Source organism: Chrysiogenia bacterium (assembly GCA_020434085.1).
GTDB lineage: Bacteria > JAGRBM01 > JAGRBM01 > JAGRBM01 > JAGRBM01 > JAGRBM01.
Genome location: JAGRBM010000023.1, coordinates 1 through 18301 on the forward strand (window position 1 = coordinate 1; position 18301 = coordinate 18301).

Below are 18301 nucleotides of genomic sequence, written 5' to 3' on the forward strand. Positions count from 1 at the left end.
GCGGTGGACGCCCTTGCACGTCAGCTTCGCGCCGGTTACGCGCAGGCGCTCTCCAGCACGCGCTACTCGGCCTTCGGGTCGCAGGCGACCGAGTTCATCCGCATCGCGGGCGTGCTGGCGGTGCTGCTCTTCGGGGCCGAGTCCCTGGAGCCCGGCGCGATGATCGGGGCGATCCCGCTGCTCTTCCTGCTCTACTCGCCGGTGGCTGAACTGGCGCGGCTCCTCCCGCAGCTTGCGCGCGGGCGCGTGGCAACGGCCGCCGCGTTAGAATTCCTGCAGGAAGAGAGCGCCGCCGAAGAGGCGCCGCGGGGCTTTTCGACACTGGAGGCACGCGCGCTGGAGTTTTCCTACGACGATTCGCACGAAGTGCTGCGCGGGGCGGACCTCCAGCTTCGCGCCGGAGAGTGGGTTGCGATCACCGGTGAATCCGGGCAGGGGAAAAGCACGCTACTCAAGCTGCTGCTGGGGGCCGAGCGCCCAAAAGCCGGGGAGATCCTGCGCGACGGCGCGCCGGGAACCCTCAAGGGTCTGTGCGCGCTGGTGACGCAGGAGCCGATCTTTCCCGAGCGCACGGTGCGCGAGAACCTGCTGCTTGCAAAGCCCGATGCGAGCGACGAAGAACTCTGGCATGCGCTTGCGCGCGCGGCGCTTGCCGAGCGTATCGGGCGCGAGCAATCGGGACTTGATCTGGATATCGGCGAGGGCGGCAAGGCCCTCTCGGGCGGCGAGCGCGAGCGGCTCTCGCTGGCCCGCGCGCTGCTGAGCGACGCGCCGGTGCTGGCGCTCGACGAGCCCGGGGTGTTTCTCGACGCCGGACACCGCGGGCGAATTCTCGAAACGCTGGGGGAGGAACACGGTCGCCGAACCCTTCTGGTGGTGACCCACGAGAGCGATCTGCTCGACCTGGCCGATCAGAAGCTGCGCCTCGATAACGGGAAGCTTGTTGGGCTTGCTCCAGAATGCGCATCCTCAGCACCTGAAGGCACTCCCTAAAATCCTGTAATTTCAAGCACTTACAGGATTGTCTTGCGGGTCACTGGAACGATCGTTACAGTTGAGTCCGACCGGAGCAATTGAAGGGAGCGAGAGATGAAGTTCGGAATCTTCTACGAGCACCAGATTGCCAGGCCCTGGCCCGAGGATGACACCGACGGGATGGAGACCCTGCTCAAGAACGCGCTCGATCAGGTCGAGCTCGCCGACAAGCTGGGCTTCGACTACGTCTGGGAAGTCGAGCATCACTTTCTTGAGGAATACTCCCACTCTTCGGCGCCCGAAGTATTTCTCGCGGCGGCAAGTCAGCGCACCAAACAGATTCGGTTGGGCCACGGCATCATGCTCATGTTGCCGGGGTTCAACCATCCCGCACGCTGCGCCGAACGCATTGCCACGCTTGATCTGATCAGCGGCGGGCGCGTGGAGTGGGGCACCGGGGAGTCTTCTTCGGAAGCCGAACTCGGCGGTTTCGGGATCAACCGCAAGGAAAAGCGCGCGATGTGGGAGGAAGGCGTCTCCGCTGCCACGCGGATGCTGGTTGAATCTCCCTTTACGGGTTTCGAGGGCAAATACGTCAACATGCCCGCGCGCAACGTGATGCCCAAGTCCAAACAGAAACCCCACCCGCCGCTGTGGGTGGCGTGTTCACGCCGCGAGACGATCCACATGGCCGCCGAGCGTGGGATGGGAGCGCTCAGCTTCAGCTTTATTGAACCCGAAGAAGCGAAGGAATGGGTCGACGACTATTACAAAACCATCGAATCTAGCTGCGATCCCATCGGCTACAACGTCAATCCCAACATCGCGCTGACGATTCCATTCATGTGTCACAAAAACGAGGACGAAGCCGTCGAGCGCGGGATCGACGGCGCACATTTCTTCGGCTACTCGCTGGCTCACTACTACGTCTTTGGCACCCACAGGCCCGGCAAGACCAATATTGCAGAGGAATTCGAGCAGCGCCGCGCGCAGTTCGGGTTCTCGCGCGAGGTGATTCAGGACACCAAGGGCCTGCCACTGGGGGCCAAGATGCTGCAGAAGGGCCTGGGCGCGCTGCGCGGCGCCATTGGCACGCCCGATCAGGTGCGCGAGCTGTGCCGCCGCTACGAGAAGGCAGGTGTCGACCAGATCATCTTCGTCGCGCAGACCGGCCAGACCAGGCACGAGGACATCTGCGCTTCCATGGAGCTATTCGCCAAGGAAGTGATGCCCGAATTCAAGGAGCGCGAAGACGCCCACCAGAAGGAAAAGAACGAGCGGCTGGCCGATGCCATCGCCCGGGCATTGGAGAAGCGAAAATACGATCCCAATCCCGAAGTGAAGGAAGTCATCCGCGCCGCCGCAGCTCCATGACGGGCCGTCGGGACACATACGAAACGGGCGGCCCATTGGCCGCCCATTCTATTCCTCGGGTTTCGCGGGCGGCGATGCGCCCTTTTCGCGCTGCTGCACCTTGATGTAGTAGCGCATCATGTTCTGCCACTGCTCGGTGCGGCGCAGGTCGGCCAGCAGCGGATCGCGCTCGGCCTGCTCGATCCAGGCGTTGTTCTTCGTGAACAGCGTGTCATAGGTGTGCAGCGCTTCGTCGATCATACCCAGCTCGTGCTGGACGCGCCCCACATAGTAGGCCGATTCTTCGCGGGCACGCGGCGGCGCTTTCGTAATGGCGCCGGCAAGCTTGTAGAAGCTCAGCGCCTTGTCGAACTTGCCGAGCTGGGCGAAGCCCGTTCCCAGGCCCTCATAGATCGTCCACCAGACGTTGGGCGCGGCTTCGGGTTCGACCCCGGCAGCGCGCAGGATCTCGCCTGCTTCATGGAAAAGCTGGATGGAGCAGGTGGCATTGAGTGGATTGGCGCCGGGCTGGCGGCACTTGCCGATTCCGCCGATGACGTCGCTGGCACGCTCGATCGGATTCTGCTCGGGGGCCGGCGCTTCCTGCGCGCGTGCCGGACTTCCGATCCCGCCGAGCAGCAGGACGGCCGCAACACACAGAAATCCGCGCAGCGCTCTCAAAGTCCGATCTCCTTCTGAAAATCAGCCGAGCGCCATTGTATCTCATCGAGGCCCTCGAAGCGTCCGGCCTCGGAGAGCTTTTCCTGCAACAGAATGCGCTGGGGCTTGGCCGTGGTGGTGTAGGGCACGTCGATCCCCACTTCGTGGGCGAAGAAAACGAATTTCGGGCACTTGGCAAAGCCCAGCTTCTCGAATCCCTCGCGCAGCACCTGCTCGGCGCTCAGGCTCGCGCCTTCTTCAAGCTGCACATAGGCGCCGACTTCCTCGGAGTAGTGCTTGCTCGGCACGGCGACGGCCAGGGCCTTGGCCACGCCGGGCAGCGCCTGAATGATCTCATCGACCTCGTAGGGAGAAATATTCACGCCGCCGCGGATGATGAGTTCCTTGATGCGGCCCGTAATGAAAAAGTAGGGCTTGCCCTCGCGCTCGATCCAGAAACCCTCGTCGCCCGAATGAAACCAGCCGCCCTTGAAGGCATCGGCGTTGGCGTCGGGGCGCTTGAAGTAGCCGTTCATGACGTTCTGCCCGCGAATACAGATCTCGCCCTTTTCGATGTTCTCGGGCGAGGCGCTTGCGGCAACGGGCTCGCCGGTGCCGGGGCTGAGAATCGCCATCTCATTCTGTTCGATGGGAACGCCGATGGAGGGGAAGCCCCATCCGTGCATGACTTCCTCGTAGAGATCGTCGCTCATCGAACCCGGAAGCCCGCAGGAATAACACGTTGTCTCCGAGAGCCCGTAGCCATGGGCGATGCGCAGATCGAAGGTGTCGGTAAACTCCCGCGCCAGCTTGACCGAGAGCGGGCCCGCGCCGCAGATAATGCGCTCCAGCGCGCCGAGGTCGCGCTTGGCAAGATCTTCGGCCTTTTCAGCGAGGGTGTGGAGCAGCGTCGGAACGACGGAGACCGTCTGGATCTTGCCGCTCTCAAGTCGTGCCCAGAATGCATCAGGCTTGAATGCGCGGTTGAGCAGGGTCGAACCACCCACAAAGAGCGGTGTTACCAGCGTGACCACGATGCCGTTGACGTGGTGAATGGGCAGTACGCACATGAAGCGATGGCCGCCTTCTTCCGAACTCGCGCCGCACCACGCGGCAATCCCCTGCGCATCGTAAATCAGATGGCATTGGGAGAGATCCACGCCCTTGGGCTTGCCCGTCGTGCCGGAGGTGTAGACGATCAGCGCCGGGTCGGTGGCCAGGGGTTCATCGGGAATGACGAGGTCTTCGGGCAGGTTCGCACAGATGGCGGTGAATTCATCGGGCGCGCCGTCGACCGCAGCACCCACGGGAATCATCTCGCGAAGACCGTTGCACTGATTCAGCAGGGGACGCGCGCGCTCGTAGTACTCGGCGCGCACCAGCGCGAGCTCCGCGCCGGCGTTGTCGATCTTGAAGGACCAGTCCTCCAGACACTCGCGCTGATATTTCTCTTCGGTGTTCTTGACGTCGGGCGCCACCAGCGGCATGACCCGCACGCCGGTGAACCAGCAGGCGAAATACTGGACGACCGTCTGCCAGTGGTTGTGGGCAATGGTCGCAACCGTGTCACCGCGCTCGACGCCGTGGGCATGCAGGAAATTGGTCGCCCGCGCGACCTCTGCAACGAACTGCCGGTAGGTAAGCGTCTTCTCCTCGCCGGCGGTGTCGTTGGCGTGGTGGAGAAAAATCTCGTCGGGACGCTCAGCCAGGCGTTTCTTCAGAAGCGCGCCGATGTTGGGAAAGGGAAGATCCGAGAGATCGTCGGGCTTCCCGGCAGCCCGGTGGGCCTTTTCGATGTTGGCGAGCGTGGTGGCGTCGAGTTGGTCTGCCATGGTGGCGCTGTCCCCCGTGCAATCTGCGGTCGGGTGCTACCGTAGCGCGGCAGGCTCCGACGTGGAAGGGCGCGACGCCCTTGGCGACGCGCGCGCGGCGTGTCACCGTTGAGTCGGACTTACCCCGCGGGAGAAGCGGAAAGGCAGGCGATATGGCTCATCACGTGGTCCTCATCCCCGGCGACGGGATCGGGCCGGAAATCAGCGAGGCCATGACGGCGGTGATCGAGGCGCTGGACGTTGCGATCGAGTGGGAAGAGGTGCTCGCCGGAGAGCAGGTGGCCGAGAAATACGGCACGCTCATGCCCAAATACGTGGGCGACGCCATCACCAACGCGAAAGTGGCAATCAAGGGCCCCATCACCACGCCGGTGGGCAAGGGCCTTCCCAGCGCGAACGTCACGTTGCGCAAAATGCTCGACCTGTACGCGAACCTGCGACCCGTGCTCAAGCTTCCCGGGATCCAGACTCCCTATCCCGACGTGGATCTCATTCTCGTGCGCGAGAATACAGAGGATCTCTATTCGGGCATCGAGCACGTGATTGCGCCGGGCGTCGTGGAGTCGATCAAGGTCATTACCGAAAAGGCCTCAACCCGCATCGCGCGCTTTGCGTTTGAACAGGCGCGCTCCGGCGGTCGCAAGAAAGTGACAGCGGTTCACAAGGCCAACATCATGAAGCTCTCCGACGGGCTCTTTCTCGATTGCATTCGCAAGGTTGCGGCCGATTATTCGGAGATCGAATACGAGGAAGCCCTCGTCGACAATGTGTGCATGTCCATCGTCGCGAATCCGGGCCGCTATGACGTGCTGCTGATGGAGAATCTTTTCGGCGATATTCTCTCGGATCTGACAGCCGGGCTGGTTGGCGGGCTGGGCGTGTGCCCGGGCGCGAACATCGGCCTCAATGCGGCGGTTTTCGAACCCGTTCACGGATCGGCGCCCGATATTGCTGGCAAAGGCATTGCCAACCCGACCGCCATGCTGCTCTCGGCGGCGATGATGCTCGATCATCTCGAAGAGCGGCAGGCCGCCTCGCGGCTCCGCGAGGGCCTGAAAAAGGTCTATGAGGGCGAGCCCGCGAAGCTGACAGGTGATCTGGGCGGCAAGGCGGGTACAAAGGATTTCACCGAGCACCTGATCGCATCGCTTTGAAGCAGGCGTTGAGGCAGGCAGGCTTGGTGAGAGCCCGCGCATTCGGGTAGGCTTCGCACGTCCGGTCCTGGCGGGGTGCTGGAAAATCATGATTCCCTCTCAAAGCTGGGTGCAGTTCATCGGACGACCCGGCCCCAAATTGCATGTGATTGTCGACACGCCCGCGATGGGGGGTGGCGGTTATTACCTGCGCTACTACGTAGAGGGGCGCAAGGCCGCACTCGACAAAGTCGAGCAGATCGCCGACGCCGCCGAACTTACCGCCAAATTCAACGAACTCTACGGCCCGCTCGCGCAGGGTGGAATGGAGAGCGACTACGTCCTGGGTCGCGGCAGGCACGAGACCTTCTCCGACGACGCGGATTTGCCGGATCTCGTCCAGGAAGTGGCCGATTGTTATTTCGTGCACTTTGGCGACGAGGCGGTGGAAGATGACGACGACCTGGCGCTGGAAGACTCCAGCGTGGAGATTCGGCGCCATGCGCTGATGATCGCGCAGAAGCAGACCGAGCGTTTAAAGCCGGCGGATCTGGGGCCGGCGCCTTCGGGTGAGGTGCTGGACCTGAACCTCGACGATGCGGCCGCCGACGATTTCAGCGAGTTCGTGCACAACCCCTTCGTCGGGCGCGAAGTAACCCGAATGGAAAAGGTCACCTTCGATTTTCGGTTCCGCATTTTTCGCCACTGGAACATCCCGACGCTGACTTACGACCCCTCCGAGCCCGGTTCCCTGCTGGAGATCTGGCAGAACTATCTGGGCGTCCCGCTGAGCACCCCACCAAAGGACGAGGGAGAGTACAACCTGCTCTTCTCGGGCGCCCTTGAGGAAATCGCCGTCTCGCTGCAGGGCTATGCGAGCCAGCAGCAGGTGGACGAGCTCATGCAGATCGTTGCGCAGGTCCGCCAGACCGGCGGCGCGTTCTACGATCACCTCGAACCCTTCTGGGACGCAATGGGCTGGCGCTATCTGGACCTGCAAATGAGTGTCGAGGGCGAAGGCCCGGTTCATCCCGCCGCGAATGCGCAACTGGCCAGCCTGATTCTGGCCCTCACCATGGAATCCGATCGCACCCCGGCTGATCGCCTGATTCTCGATGCCTTCGCCCACACCCGCGTCACCGCGCACGAAGTGTGGGCCTGCTACCACAATTTTCGGCCGAGCTCGCCCGAACGCGGGCAGGGCCCCGTCGACAGTGAGTGCGAAGTCCACTTCAACGAAGCGCTCACGAGACTGGCATTTGATCTGCCGCGCGACCAGCAGGCGCGCGTCATCGGCGAATGGCGCGAGGCCTACGCGCGCTTTAGGGACTTGATGGTGTTTCTGGAGAAACGCTTCTCGGGCGGTGATATTCCCGTCGAACCCGCAACAAAGGCGCGCGGTTAGGGAAAAATCTCGATCGTGGCGCCGTTGACCTTCCTTGCGGCATCCGAGGTGAGATACCCCACCACATCGGCCACGTCCTCGGGGGCGAGTTGCGGCTGTGCATCAGGGAGTGAGTCGCGCAGCATGTCGGTGTCGGTCGAGCCCGGCTGCACAGCGACGACGCGAATACCGTCAGCCTTGCCCTCGGCGCAGCTCACATCCGTGAGCCCCTGCAGCCCATACTTGCTGGCGCAGTAACCGGCAAAGCCCGGGAACTTGGGCAGCCCCACCATTGCCGAGACACTCGAAACATTCACGATGATCGCGTGTTTGGATTTTCTGAGGTGCGGCCAGGCCGCCTTGGTCAGGATGAAGGGCGCGGTGAGGTTCACTCGCAACAGTTCTTCCCACTGCTCCAGCTCCAGGTCCTCGATGCGCGCGACCTGGTTGATGCCGGCGTTGTTGATCAGGATGTCGAGTGCACCCAGGTCGTCCACGCACTGCCAGGGCAGCGACTCGCAGAACGCCGCGTCGGAGAGGTCGCCGTGGGCAAAGACAAAACGGGTCTCTTTGGCATTGAGCTCATCGGCAAGCCTCGCAAGGGCGGCCTTGTCGCGGCCGGTTCCAAAGACCCGCGCGCCGCGGGCTACGAGGTGACGGGCGATGGCCCGACCGATCCCTCGCGAGGTACCGGTGACCAGGGCAACGCGGCCGGCGTGGGTCTGCTCCATGGGGGTGTGCTCAGACGATCTTGATTTCGGGGCGGGGCGGGTTGGTGGCGGTCTGCTCGAAGGGCTCGGTCGCGCGGGCAACCGCGTCGGCGTCCGCCTTCTCGCCCCGGTAGATCGCGCAGGCGTCCACGGTCTCGTAGAGTTTGATCTCCGAGAGCTCGGGAACGACGGGCTTGAGCTTTTCCCAGATCCATACGGCGATCGCCTCGCAGGTGGGCAGCGGGATGTAGTCATTGAGGAAGCCGTGGTCGAGCTTGCCCATTACCTCGCGCTCGACGTGGCGGCTCATGTCGTCGAAGTCGATGAGCATGCCGGTCTCGGCGTCGACGGTGCCCTCCACCGAGATGAACAGGTTGTAGGAGTGGCCGTGAATGCGATTGCACAGCCCCCCGTGGTTGGGGATGCTGTGGGAGGCCTCAAATCGAAATTCCCGTGTCAGGATCATGGCAAAACCTTCTCTGGCCCCTCTCGTCTCCAGTGACAATCAGGGAGGCCCCATCTTAGGAATGATCGCGGTGGCTGGCAACGGCCCCTGTCCCGGGGCTTGAAAGACGTCTGACTCAGGCGCTGGTGGCTTGTCCGGCGTCCGGACTCTCGGGGGCCAGCAGGGCATCGAGGTCCTCGCCTTCGAGATGCTCGACGTCCAGCAGGCGCTTTGCGATCTCGATGAGCCGGTCCTTGCGCCGGGTCAGGATCTCCCGGGCCCGTTCGTGGGCTTCGTCGAGAATCTGGGACACCTCACCGTCGATCAGGTCGGCGGTGCCGTCGCCGTAGTCGCCGCGCTGGGTGACGCCCAGGTAAGGATTCTTTTCCTCGTCGTAGGCGCGAAGCCCGAGCTTCTCGCTCATGCCAAAGCGCGTGACCATGGCGCGCGCCATCTGCGTTGCGCGGCTCAGATCGTCGGATGCTCCCGTGGTGACTTCCCCGAAGATCAGTTCCTCGGCAGTGCGGCCGCCCAGCAGCACGACGAGACGGGCCTTCAATTCCTCGCGGCTGATGAGGTAGCGGTCCTCGGTGGGCTGCTGCTGGGTAAAGCCCAGCGCGCCGATGGAACGCGGGATGATGCTGATCTTGTGCACCGGGTCGGTGTTGGGAAGCGACGCGGCAACCAGGGCGTGACCCGCCTCGTGATGGGCCACAACTTCGCGCTCGTGCGGGTTCATGACGCGGCTCTTGCGCTCGAGCCCCGTGGTGATGCGATCGAGTGCGGAATCAAGATCCGCTTCGGAGACTTTGGTATGCCCAACGCGTGCAGCGGTAAGTGCCGCTTCGTTGATGAGGTTTGCCAGGTCGGCGCCGACAAAGCCGGGGGTGCGGCCGGCCAGCTTGCGCAGGTCCACATCGGATTCGAGCTGCACGTCGCGGGTGTGGACTTTGAGAATGGCCTCGCGGCCGCGCACGTCGGGGCTGTCGACAATGATGTGACGGTCGAAACGCCCGGCGCGCAGCAGGGCCGGGTCGAGCACGTCGGGCCGGTTGGTCGCGGCCAGCAGGATCACGCCGGAGTTGGGCTCGAAGCCGTCCATCTCGGCCAGGAGCTGATTGAGCGTCTGCTCGCGCTCATCGCCGCCGGCAACCGGATTGACGCCGCGGCGGCCGCCCATGGAATCGATTTCGTCGACAAAGACGATGCAGGGGGCATTCTTCTTGGCCTGCTCGAACAGGTCGCGCACGCGGGCCGCGCCAACGCCCACGAACATCTCAACAAATTCCGATCCCGAAAGGCTGAAGAAGGGTACGGCAGCCTCACCCGCGACGGCGCGGGCCAGCAGGGTCTTTCCGGTGCCCGGCGCGCCGGTCAGCAGGATCCCCTTGGGAATCTTGGCGCCCAGCTTGGTGTATTTCTCGGGCTGCTTGAGGAAATCCACGACTTCGGAAAGCTCGGCCTTGGCCTCTTCGATTCCAGCCACGTCGGCAAAGGTGACGTGGACCTGGGTTTCAGTGTTCATGCGCGCGCGGCTCTTGCCGAAGGAAAGGATGCCGGCACCGGGCCCGCCGCCCGCGAACATCTTGCGGAAGAAGAAACTCCAGATCAGGACAAGGATGAGAAGCGGCGCCACCCAGGAAATGAGCTGGGAGAGCCAGGTGGTCGAGAGCTCGATGTCGTACTTTACATCGTGCTTGTCGAGCAGGGGCAGCAGTTCCTCGTCCTCTGTAAGGCGCACGGTATAGAAGCGCTTGCCGTGCGGGCGCTCATCTGCTCCTGAGCCGGGCAGCTTGATCAGGTCTTCAGGCTTTTGCGGCGTTGTGGGTTGCTCCGCGGGCTCTTCGGGCTGCTCTCCGGGCTGAAGCTTGAACTCGCCGGTGATGCGTTCGCCCGAGACGCGGACGGTTGCGATCTTGTCGGCGCGCACTTCGTTCTTGAATTCGCTGTAGCCGATGCGCTGGATGTCGCGGGTTGCCCAATACTGCTGGGCCCAGAATAGCAGGGTAAATACCAGCAGCAGCCAGATCAGCGGAGAATTGCCGCGTTTGGGCGGCGGGGTCTCTCCGGATCCGTCGGGCTGGCGCGGGTTGCGCTGGGGGTCGCCCTCATTGCGGGGCGCACGGGGAGGAGTAGCCAGGCTGTTCCACCGATTCATCATCTCGATCTTACTCTGGGTCTTGAAGGGGCCGAAGGCAAGGCTTCATACTCCCCGAAGGCGCACCCGCGCATGAAGGCAAATCGGGAGGGGAGTTCAGGTGCCGACAGCCAGCGAAAATTCCAGCAAGCCAGCGGCCACAAAGAAACGCAAGAAGGCAGCAAAGAAGAAGACCGGCAAAGCCGCGGCGAAAAAGCACAATGTCCTGATTACGGGCGCGACCAGCACACTGGGGCGCCAGCTCTGCGAGCGTCTGCTCTACGACAAGTCCATTGGGCAGATCTGGGCGCTCTCGCGACGCGAGGTGCCCTACTATTTCAGGGACTTCGATCCCAAGCGCTTCGTCTTCCGCACTTGCGCGCCGACCAACGACCGCAAGTTGCTCGAGCTCTGCAAGAGTGAGGAATTCCTGCAGGCCAAAATCGACACGATCGTCCACCTGGCCTTCCAGGTCGGGCGTTCCGACGCGCATTCGGGCGCACGCGACTACAACATTCGGGGCACCCAGAACCTGCTGGAGATCGCGCGCGAGACGCCGAGCGTCAAGAAGTTTGTCTTTCTCTCCAGTGCGAAGGTCTATCGACTGCCGCGCGGGCACGTGGAAGTGATCCATGAGGACAGCCCGCTCAACTACAATCCCGATGCCGAGCCCTTCGTGCGCGACCTCGTCGATGCCGACCTGCTCTGTCAGGAAGAGATGGCACGCGGCTCCAAGTTGCAGGTGATCGTGCTGCGGCCGACCTACATGATCGGGCGCAACGTGCATTCGTTCTTCGCCTACTATCTGGACTCCCCGGTGTGCCCCTATATTTCGGGAACTGATCCGCTCATTAACCTGATTCACTCGACGGATGTCGTGCGGGCGCTTCAGCGCAGCATCAGGCAGCCTGTCGCAGGCGTATTCAATATTGCGGGGCGCGATACCAAGACGATCGGGGAATTTGTGGAACTGGCCGGGCATCCAAGGGTGCCGGTGCCGGAATTTGCTATCGAAACGGCATGGGAAGCGGTTCGGCGCGTGCGCTGGAACAAACACCGCTTCCCGTTGAGCGCAGCGCCGCTGCGTTACAACTGCGTTCTCTCCGGGGAGCGCGCGAAACACGAGCTCGACTTCGAGCCCGAGCGCCACGTCAAATTCAGCGAAGTCTAGCTATCGAGCTTTTCGCGCAGGCGGCGCACCAGATCATCGAACCCGTGGTCGGTGATGATCTGGCCGAAGGAACTCTTGTAGTTTTCGATCAAGCCCACATCGTCGAGAATGTAGTCGATGATCTGCCACTCTTTGCCTTTTTTGCGAAAGACGTATTCCATCATGATCTCTTCATCGTTCTTGATGATGAGTGTGCTGACGATGGTGTTCCCGTTCTCGTCGACCTCTTCGCCTTCGTAGTTGATCTCGCCCTCGAGCAGGGTCTTGAGAGATTCCTCGGAAGAGGCGTTGCGGCGTGTCACCTTGGTGAAGACGTCGATGTAGTCCTTGAGCTTGGCCTGGGGAATGCCCTTGCTGTGTCGTCCAAGGGATTCCATCGCAATGTATTCGTAGTCGAACAGCTCGCTGAGCACGTCCTCGATGTGCGCGCGCTTCTTCGCATCCAGCGGCAGGGGGTTCTGCTTGAGGAAGGTGCGCACTTCCTTGTCGCGATCGCGCAGGATCGCCATGGGCGAGGCCTCGGCCGAAGCTGTGCGAACGGCAACCAGGACAAACATGAGGCTGAGAGTGGCGGTGAGTAGTTTCTTCACGTGATTACTCCTCGGTGACGGGCAGCGGAAGCGCGGCTTCTTCCTTGAGCCTGGAGTAGGCTGAGTGGTAGTCGAACACCGCCTCCAGATAGGTGCCGCGCAAGTCCACGTAGGAACCATAGGCATTGAGCAATTCATCGGTGCCGGTGACACCGATGTTGAAGTTCAGGGTGGTGGAGCGGAACCATTTTTTGGCAGAGCGCAGCGCCCGGGTGAGCGCGTCGTGGGCCTTCTGGGCGCGGACGGCCTCAAGATAGGCGTCTTCGACTTTCAGGGAGAATCCGAACTCGGCGGCGGCCTGGGTGGCTTCCATTTCAAGGAGCTTGGCCTTGGCCGTCTTGTATTCCGCGTACTTGCGATGCAGGGACAAGTCCCAGCGCAGGCCCAGGAAGGGGCCGGCCGCAAAGTTGTTGAACGTATCGCCGATGAAGGGATTCGTCAGGTTCTCGCGGTTGGGGGCATTCGACCACTCCAGGTGGCCGCCGATGAAAATATCGGGGTACATGTTGGCGCGCGCTTCCTGCATCTCCGCAACGCGCGCGTCGATCCCCGAGCGCACCTTGCGCATCTCCAAGCGGTTATGCATCGCGCTGTCGATGTAATAGTCGAGGGACTGAAGCTCTTCCTTCGGCGGTTTGAGGCTGCGGTCGGCGGGCTTGAACTGCTGGTTGGCCTGCAGGCCCAGCATGCGTTTGAGCGTGCGCCGGGCGATGCCGAGCTTCTGGTTGAGTTCCTCGATGCGTGCGGAGAGGCGCGCGCGGAAAAGCTCAATCTTGTAGAGGTCCACGTTGGTGACCTCGCCGGTCTCGGCCTCGAGTTTTTCCTTGATGGAGTCGTAGGCCTTGTCCAGATTCTTCTGCACGTCGGTCAAAATCTTCCAGGCGTCGCGCCCCAGCAAGACGCCCCAGTAGGCCATCTTGATGCGTTCGCGAATTTCGCGGACCTTGGCGTCGTAGTCGGCCTCTGCCACCTGCACGCCGGCGGTCGCGCGCTTGAGGGCGGCGTCAAGCTTTCCGAAGGTATAGATCGGCTGGATGATGTCGAGCTGCACGCGGTTGAAGGGGCCGATTTTGTCGATGAAGTCCTGGTCGGAGTCCGGCGAGTAGAAGATGTCGCCGCGGGCCTCGGTGATTCCGGTGAAGGTATAGGTCAGGTTCGCGATGGGGAGCCAGCGGGCGCGCTTGGCCTGGTCGATGTAGCTCTCGGAGACCGCGCGCGCCGCGCGCGCGGCTTCAATCTCCTCGCTGCGTTCGACTGCCACGGCCATGGCTTCTTCGAGGCTCATTTTGACGATCTCGGTCTCAGTGGGGTCGACTTCCTCGGCAACCTCGGAATCAGCATCCTCGGAATCCCCACTGTCCTGCGCCAGCGCGGGATGTGGCACAAGGACCAGCCGCCCGAGCAGCAAGACAAGCATGAGTAGTTCCAGCAGACGCTTCACGATTCGACTCCTTCTTCGGCTGGGGCGTTCCCCGTGTCCGGACGGAAGACTAGCAACAGGTAGCTCAGTCCCGCAAAGGTCAGTGTTCGCACGCGGCGCAGTATGCCCATGGATACACCACCTTCCATTCCGAGGCCCAGGGATTTCAGCAGCAGGCCATGGCCACCTTCGTAGGCCCCCAGCGCTCCAGGGATAAATGAAAACGCAGCATTGATGATTACGGCTGCGGCGGAGATCACATACGCCGCAAGAAAATTCATATCCATACCCAGCAACCAGGCGATTACCCACACGTCCACGGCCCGGAACACGCGCCCCAGGAAATGCAGCGAGAGGGCCATAAGAAAGCGAATCTGGTGGGTTTCCCAGAACGCGGCCAGGTCGGCATCGATCCGCTCCATGCGCTCACGTCGCTCATGGGAAAATTTTACGCCGATTTTTTCGAGAAGATTCATGAACCCGAGAATTGTGTGGCCCTTGCGCTGACGGCGGATGATCCAGCCGATCGCTACTAACCAGACAGTCAGGAGGGCGCAGGCCGCCCCGAGAATCATGGGCTCGCCGGTGAAGACGAGAAAACCCAGCAGCAGACCGCTCGCCATGTAGAGCAGGCTGGCCAGAAAATAGATCGTTTTGTCGAGAACGACGTAGGTCGCGCCCTGATCACCGTCCAGGTGTTCCTTGAGCAGCCAGACCTTGACGGGTTCGCCGCCGAGGTTGAGGAAGGGCGTGAGGGTGTTGACCGCTTCGCCGGCCAGGCGCGTGTGCCACAGGCGCTTCCACCCGATGGTGGGGTGATTCCGGTCGAAGAGCATGCGCCAGGCCAGCGCCGCTGTGGTGTTCCATGCCAGCGAGAGCAGGAGCAAAATGCCGAAGCCCCAGCCCACGCTGAGCAGTTGGTCGAGGATGTCCTGCGGGCCCGCACGCCAGACGAGTGCGCTCAGGAGTAACACTCCCGCAAACAGCAACAAGAATCGGCGCAGGGATTTACCGGTCATGTTTCGGCGCCTCGCCGAGGGGCCTACGCACTTGCGTCGGCGGTGGGCAGCTTGGATTTGCCGGACATCAGGTAGGCAAGGATGCAAAGGACGGTGATGATGGCGGCCCAGAAGGTCAGCTCCAGCAGGTTGAACGCGCAGAGCACGAACACCAGCATGGAATAGAAATCACGCTTGCCCATGAAGCGGATCTTGTCGAGGATGCGGTAGGTCAGCGGCTTTTCCTTGCCCTCGAATTTGGCTTCCATGTCTTTGTAGACGGCGACGAGCGACCCGGATTTGGTGTGCGTGAGCAGGTAGCGATACATCAGCCCCAGCACCACCGCGGCCAGCACGATGAGCCCGATGCCGATCCACAGGATGTAGTCGTGACCGGTACGCTCGCGCGTGCCGATGGTCAGACCGATCAGGAACAGGATGTAGGTCAGGTTGTCGCCGATGGTGTCGATCCACTCGCCCATGTCGCTTGCCAGGAACTTGCTGCGCGCGATCTCCCCGTCGCTGCGATCCAGGGCGGCGGCAAGCTGGAAGAGCAGGCCGCCCATGAACGTGCCCAAGTAGTCCCCGCGAATCAGGAACGGAAAGCATGAGAACCCGACGATCGTCGTAAGCAGCGTGATCATGTTGGGGGTGATCGGATATTCGCTCAGAAACTTCGAGAGCGGAATGGAGAGCTTCGAATTGAGGTTGCGCGAGACCCAGCCGCTGGTGGGCTTGGTGACGATGGAGAAGATCGCCTTCTTGCCCTGTTTGACATCCGCGGGGCTCGCAATGGGAACCACGAAGGCGCGCTTGTCGTAGGGCTGGTCTTTGGCGTGCATGGGCTGGGCGCCGGTAATCGCCTCGGCTGCCTTGTCCGCGCCAAGGCCCTGGAGCGCGGAAGCAGGGGCGAAAAAGAGCGCGCGCTCCTCGTCCCAGCGAACCGGCGCGGTGATCGTCTCGCTCTGAGCGGCGAAGCTCACCACGTCCGGGCCGAAGAGCACATCCGGACCGGCAATGAGCATGCGGCCGCCCTCGTCGGCGGCAGCGGCCTGGTCGAGGGCTTCGCCAAGGCTGCCCGCGATCTCGACTGGCTGGTCTTTGAGGCGCTGGTCTGAAGAGAGCAGGGCGCGGGCGCGCTCGGCATGGGGACCCGGCGCGATCCAGACCTTCTCCGCGCCGTTCTTGATCGCAGTGAGGATCTGGCGGGTCAGCAGTTCCACGCCCGCCACGCGCACAAAGGGCGCGGGCGTACCGCCAACCTGTGGGTCGTGCTCGGGGCTGGAAAGAAAAAAAACGGCTCGGATCGACATCTTAAAAACAGTGCAACGAGCGTCGCGCTCCCGCAAAGATGTCGCGACGGGTGAATCAGAATGTTTGGAGCAGGTCTACTGAACGAGTCCCGAGAGCTCATCCCGGACGTATTCCAGGTCCTCGGGGAAATCGATCTCGGCCCAGCGCAGGCCTTCGACGTTCACCGTGCCGATTTCGTATCCGTCCACGGCGATCCGCTCGATTGCCTTGGTGTACCAGTCCGTGCAGGCGTTCTGTCCGCGGACCATGTCTTCGAGCTCGTGCAGCAGGCGCTCGGCGCCGGCCCTGGTGAACTTCATGATTCCGATGGACTCGCCGTGGGCGTTGTCGGTCGCGATGGTCTTGTTGATGCGCTGGATGCGATCGCCATCGAGCTGGATCTTCATGTCGTCTTCATCGTAGCTGTCCTTGCGATCGATGCAGACGTGGATGTTGTAGTGATTTTCCGAACGAACGCGGGTGAGGATCTGGTGATCGAACACATCGTCGCCGTTGATCAGGATGAATCCGTCATCCATGAAGTGGCGCGCGCTCCAGAGGCTGATGAGATTGTTGGCCTCACGCCAGAAGGGATTGAAGACGGTCTTGATGTCGAGGCGGCCAAGGCCGTTGCTGCGCCATCCGTTGAGGCGCTCTTCGACGGCTTCCCACTTGAATCCGGTGACGACGACGACTTCCTTGATGCCCGCTGCCAGACAGTTCTTGAGCTGGTGCTCAAGAATGGTGCGCCCGCCGATCTCGACGAGGCACTTGGGGCTGTTATCTGTATGAGGACGAAGTCGCGTGCCTTGCCCGGCTGCCAAAATGATTGCTCGCACGCTGAAGATCTCCCTGACTCGCGCTGTTCCAGTTGTTCCCGGGGCGACCCGATCCAAAAAATAAATCAGGCCCGCATCGCCCGCCCTGTGTAACGAGTCCGTAAATTCTCAAGTCACTCGATTGACCTGTCCAGTTCCGAGGTCGCGCGGAGTCTATCCATCAAAACCCTTGGGGACAACCTCTTTCCCGGAGCGCCGCCATTGTATCAATGGGGGGGGCGCTATCAAGTGTGACCCAAATCACAATTCCTGAAATCCCCTGTCAGATCAAGGGGAAAAGCCCGCGAAAGTCGCTACGCGCCGCGTAAAGGCCCGTACGCAGGCCCCAGCGATTTGCGCTGCCTTTTCGCTTTACAAAACTTTACAGCGGGCGGGGCCAAAAACCCGGGATTTTGGGGGCTACGGACCTAGCGGAGGGGTTTTTGGGGCTCCCCGGGCGGGCAGACCTCCAGGTCGGCGGTCAGTTTCTTGACGAAACAGGCCAGCCGCTCCCCGGGATTGGCCCCCCGGCGCTCCAGGAGCATCCGCTCCATGGCGGTGGGGGGCTTGAGGTATTCGGCCCCCGCGCCCGGCCGAAACCGGCAGGTCCCGCAGATCCCCTGGCAGCAACCCCACTCGACCCCGGCATACTTCGCCCTGCCCAGCGCGTCGGGGAGCGCCGAGCCCAATGGGGCGTCGATGGACGAGTGATCCGGGAAGGTGATTCGCGGCATAGTGAGGGGTAGTGTGGTGGGTGAAAGCGCCAAGAGGAAGCCGTCTCGTATGAACGTCCGATGCGCCATGTTGTTGGTGATTGTGCTGGCCACCTGCGTGGGTTCCTGTTCACCGAAGAGTGAATCCCGCAGATTTTCTGCTGTGAGAACCGGCAATCTTGACGACCTTGAACATCAGAAATCGCTATTTCGCACGCAGGGGTACCGCTTCAACGATCACATATCACCCGGCGACGCGGTGTATCGAATCTTTAGTGTCGTCAGCTTGAGTGATCGTAGGAGCGTGGTAGAGCTGCGTATGCTCGATGGCCGTACTCAGGTGAAGTGGGCAGCATGGGTGCAAGTGACAGGCGTGCATGGTGCGCAACGGATTCCCAAAGTCAGTCATTGGGTCACTCTGGAGACTCAGGGCCTTATGGCGAATGCGGATCAAATCCTTGATGAGCTGGATCCGGCAGAGTGCAGGACGAACACGATCACAGCCGACGGGGAGTCCTATATGATTGAGCGGCGTACGGGTGAATCCAGTAAAGCAATCATGATTTCCAACCCGGAGCACAACTGCGAGTTGGAGCGCCGTTTCGAGAAATTGAAGTCAGACTGCTGGCACCTGGCAGGTCAGTCAAAGGATCCGATTCACAACCTCTA

Annotated in this window: 17 protein-coding genes; 6 read left to right on the forward strand and 11 right to left on the reverse strand. The window is 62.0% G+C overall.

Going from position 1 to position 18301, the window contains the following annotated elements; translation table 11 throughout:
• A partial coding sequence (locus KDH09_00545; GenBank protein MCB0218154.1) for an ABC transporter ATP-binding protein occupies positions 1-993 on the forward strand: 993 nt, incomplete at its 5' end.
• 96 nt (positions 994-1089) lie between these two features.
• Positions 1090-2349, forward strand: a complete 1260-nt coding sequence (locus KDH09_00550; GenBank protein MCB0218155.1) for an LLM class flavin-dependent oxidoreductase — start codon at positions 1090-1092, stop codon at positions 2347-2349.
• Positions 2350-2397: 48 nt separating this feature from the next.
• Here the strand turns inward: KDH09_00550 and KDH09_00555 are convergent, their stop codons facing one another.
• On the reverse strand, positions 2398-3009 hold the full coding sequence (locus KDH09_00555; GenBank protein MCB0218156.1) for a tetratricopeptide repeat protein: 612 nt from the start codon (positions 3007-3009) through the stop codon (positions 2398-2400).
• Positions 3006-4820, reverse strand: coding sequence for an acyl--CoA ligase (locus tag KDH09_00560; GenBank protein ID MCB0218157.1), 1815 nt, complete (start codon positions 4818-4820; stop codon positions 3006-3008). The genes KDH09_00555 and KDH09_00560 overlap by 4 nt, the downstream gene beginning before the upstream one ends.
• Positions 4821-4972: 152 nt before the next feature.
• Between KDH09_00560 and KDH09_00565 the strand changes: the two genes are divergently transcribed.
• Entirely contained in the window at positions 4973-5974 is a 1002-nt protein-coding gene (locus KDH09_00565) for an isocitrate/isopropylmalate dehydrogenase family protein (GenBank protein MCB0218158.1), read from the forward strand.
• An 88-nt stretch (positions 5975-6062) separates the two neighbouring features.
• Entirely contained in the window at positions 6063-7358 is a 1296-nt protein-coding gene (locus KDH09_00570) for a hypothetical protein (protein ID MCB0218159.1), read from the forward strand.
• Here KDH09_00570 and KDH09_00575 read toward each other — a convergent pair.
• The 3 genes from KDH09_00575 to ftsH all read right to left on the reverse strand — a co-directional run bounded on the left by KDH09_00575 (position 7355) and on the right by ftsH (position 10650).
• On the reverse strand, positions 7355-8068 hold the full coding sequence (locus KDH09_00575) for an SDR family oxidoreductase (GenBank protein ID MCB0218160.1): 714 nt from the start codon (positions 8066-8068) through the stop codon (positions 7355-7357). The two genes, KDH09_00570 and KDH09_00575, sit on opposite strands and share 4 nt — an antisense overlap.
• 10 nt (positions 8069-8078) lie before the next feature.
• A complete protein-coding gene (locus KDH09_00580; GenBank protein MCB0218161.1) occupies positions 8079-8513 on the reverse strand; it encodes a 6-carboxytetrahydropterin synthase in 435 nt (144 codons plus the stop codon).
• 115 nt (positions 8514-8628) lie between these two features.
• Positions 8629-10650 (reverse strand): ATP-dependent zinc metalloprotease FtsH, encoded by a 2022-nt coding sequence (gene ftsH, locus KDH09_00585; protein ID MCB0218162.1) that lies wholly within the window; start codon positions 10648-10650, stop codon positions 8629-8631.
• A 100-nt stretch (positions 10651-10750) separates the two neighbouring features.
• Between ftsH and KDH09_00590 the strand changes: the two genes are divergently transcribed.
• Positions 10751-11800 carry an NAD-dependent epimerase/dehydratase family protein gene (locus tag KDH09_00590; protein ID MCB0218163.1) on the forward strand — a complete coding sequence of 350 codons (1050 nt, stop codon included), beginning with the start codon at positions 10751-10753 and terminating at the stop codon, positions 11798-11800.
• On the opposite strand, the gene KDH09_00595 is transcribed toward KDH09_00590, so the two are convergent.
• The 6 genes from KDH09_00595 to KDH09_00620 form a co-directional block, all read right to left on the reverse strand.
• Positions 11797-12390, reverse strand: a complete 594-nt coding sequence (locus KDH09_00595; protein ID MCB0218164.1) for an ABC transporter substrate-binding protein — start codon at positions 12388-12390, stop codon at positions 11797-11799. The two genes, KDH09_00590 and KDH09_00595, sit on opposite strands and share 4 nt — an antisense overlap.
• A gap of 4 nt (positions 12391-12394) precedes the next feature.
• On the reverse strand, positions 12395-13831 hold the full coding sequence (locus tag KDH09_00600) for a TolC family protein (GenBank protein MCB0218165.1): 1437 nt from the start codon (positions 13829-13831) through the stop codon (positions 12395-12397).
• Entirely contained in the window at positions 13828-14829 is a 1002-nt protein-coding gene (locus KDH09_00605; GenBank protein ID MCB0218166.1) for a flippase-like domain-containing protein, read from the reverse strand. Before KDH09_00605 ends, KDH09_00600 begins: the two co-directional genes overlap by 4 nt.
• A 23-nt stretch (positions 14830-14852) precedes the next feature.
• Positions 14853-16121, reverse strand: a complete 1269-nt coding sequence (locus KDH09_00610; protein MCB0218167.1) for a CDP-alcohol phosphatidyltransferase family protein — start codon at positions 16119-16121, stop codon at positions 14853-14855.
• 75 nt (positions 16122-16196) lie between these two features.
• On the reverse strand, positions 16197-16940 hold the full coding sequence (locus KDH09_00615; GenBank protein MCB0218168.1) for a phosphocholine cytidylyltransferase family protein: 744 nt from the start codon (positions 16938-16940) through the stop codon (positions 16197-16199).
• Positions 16941-17347: 407 nt separating this feature from the next.
• Positions 17348-17653, reverse strand: coding sequence for a (2Fe-2S)-binding protein (locus tag KDH09_00620; protein MCB0218169.1), 306 nt, complete (start codon positions 17651-17653; stop codon positions 17348-17350).
• A 49-nt stretch (positions 17654-17702) separates the two neighbouring features.
• Here KDH09_00620 and KDH09_00625 point away from each other — a divergent pair.
• Positions 17703-18301: hypothetical protein (locus KDH09_00625; GenBank protein ID MCB0218170.1), on the forward strand; the 599-nt coding region annotated here is incomplete at its 3' end.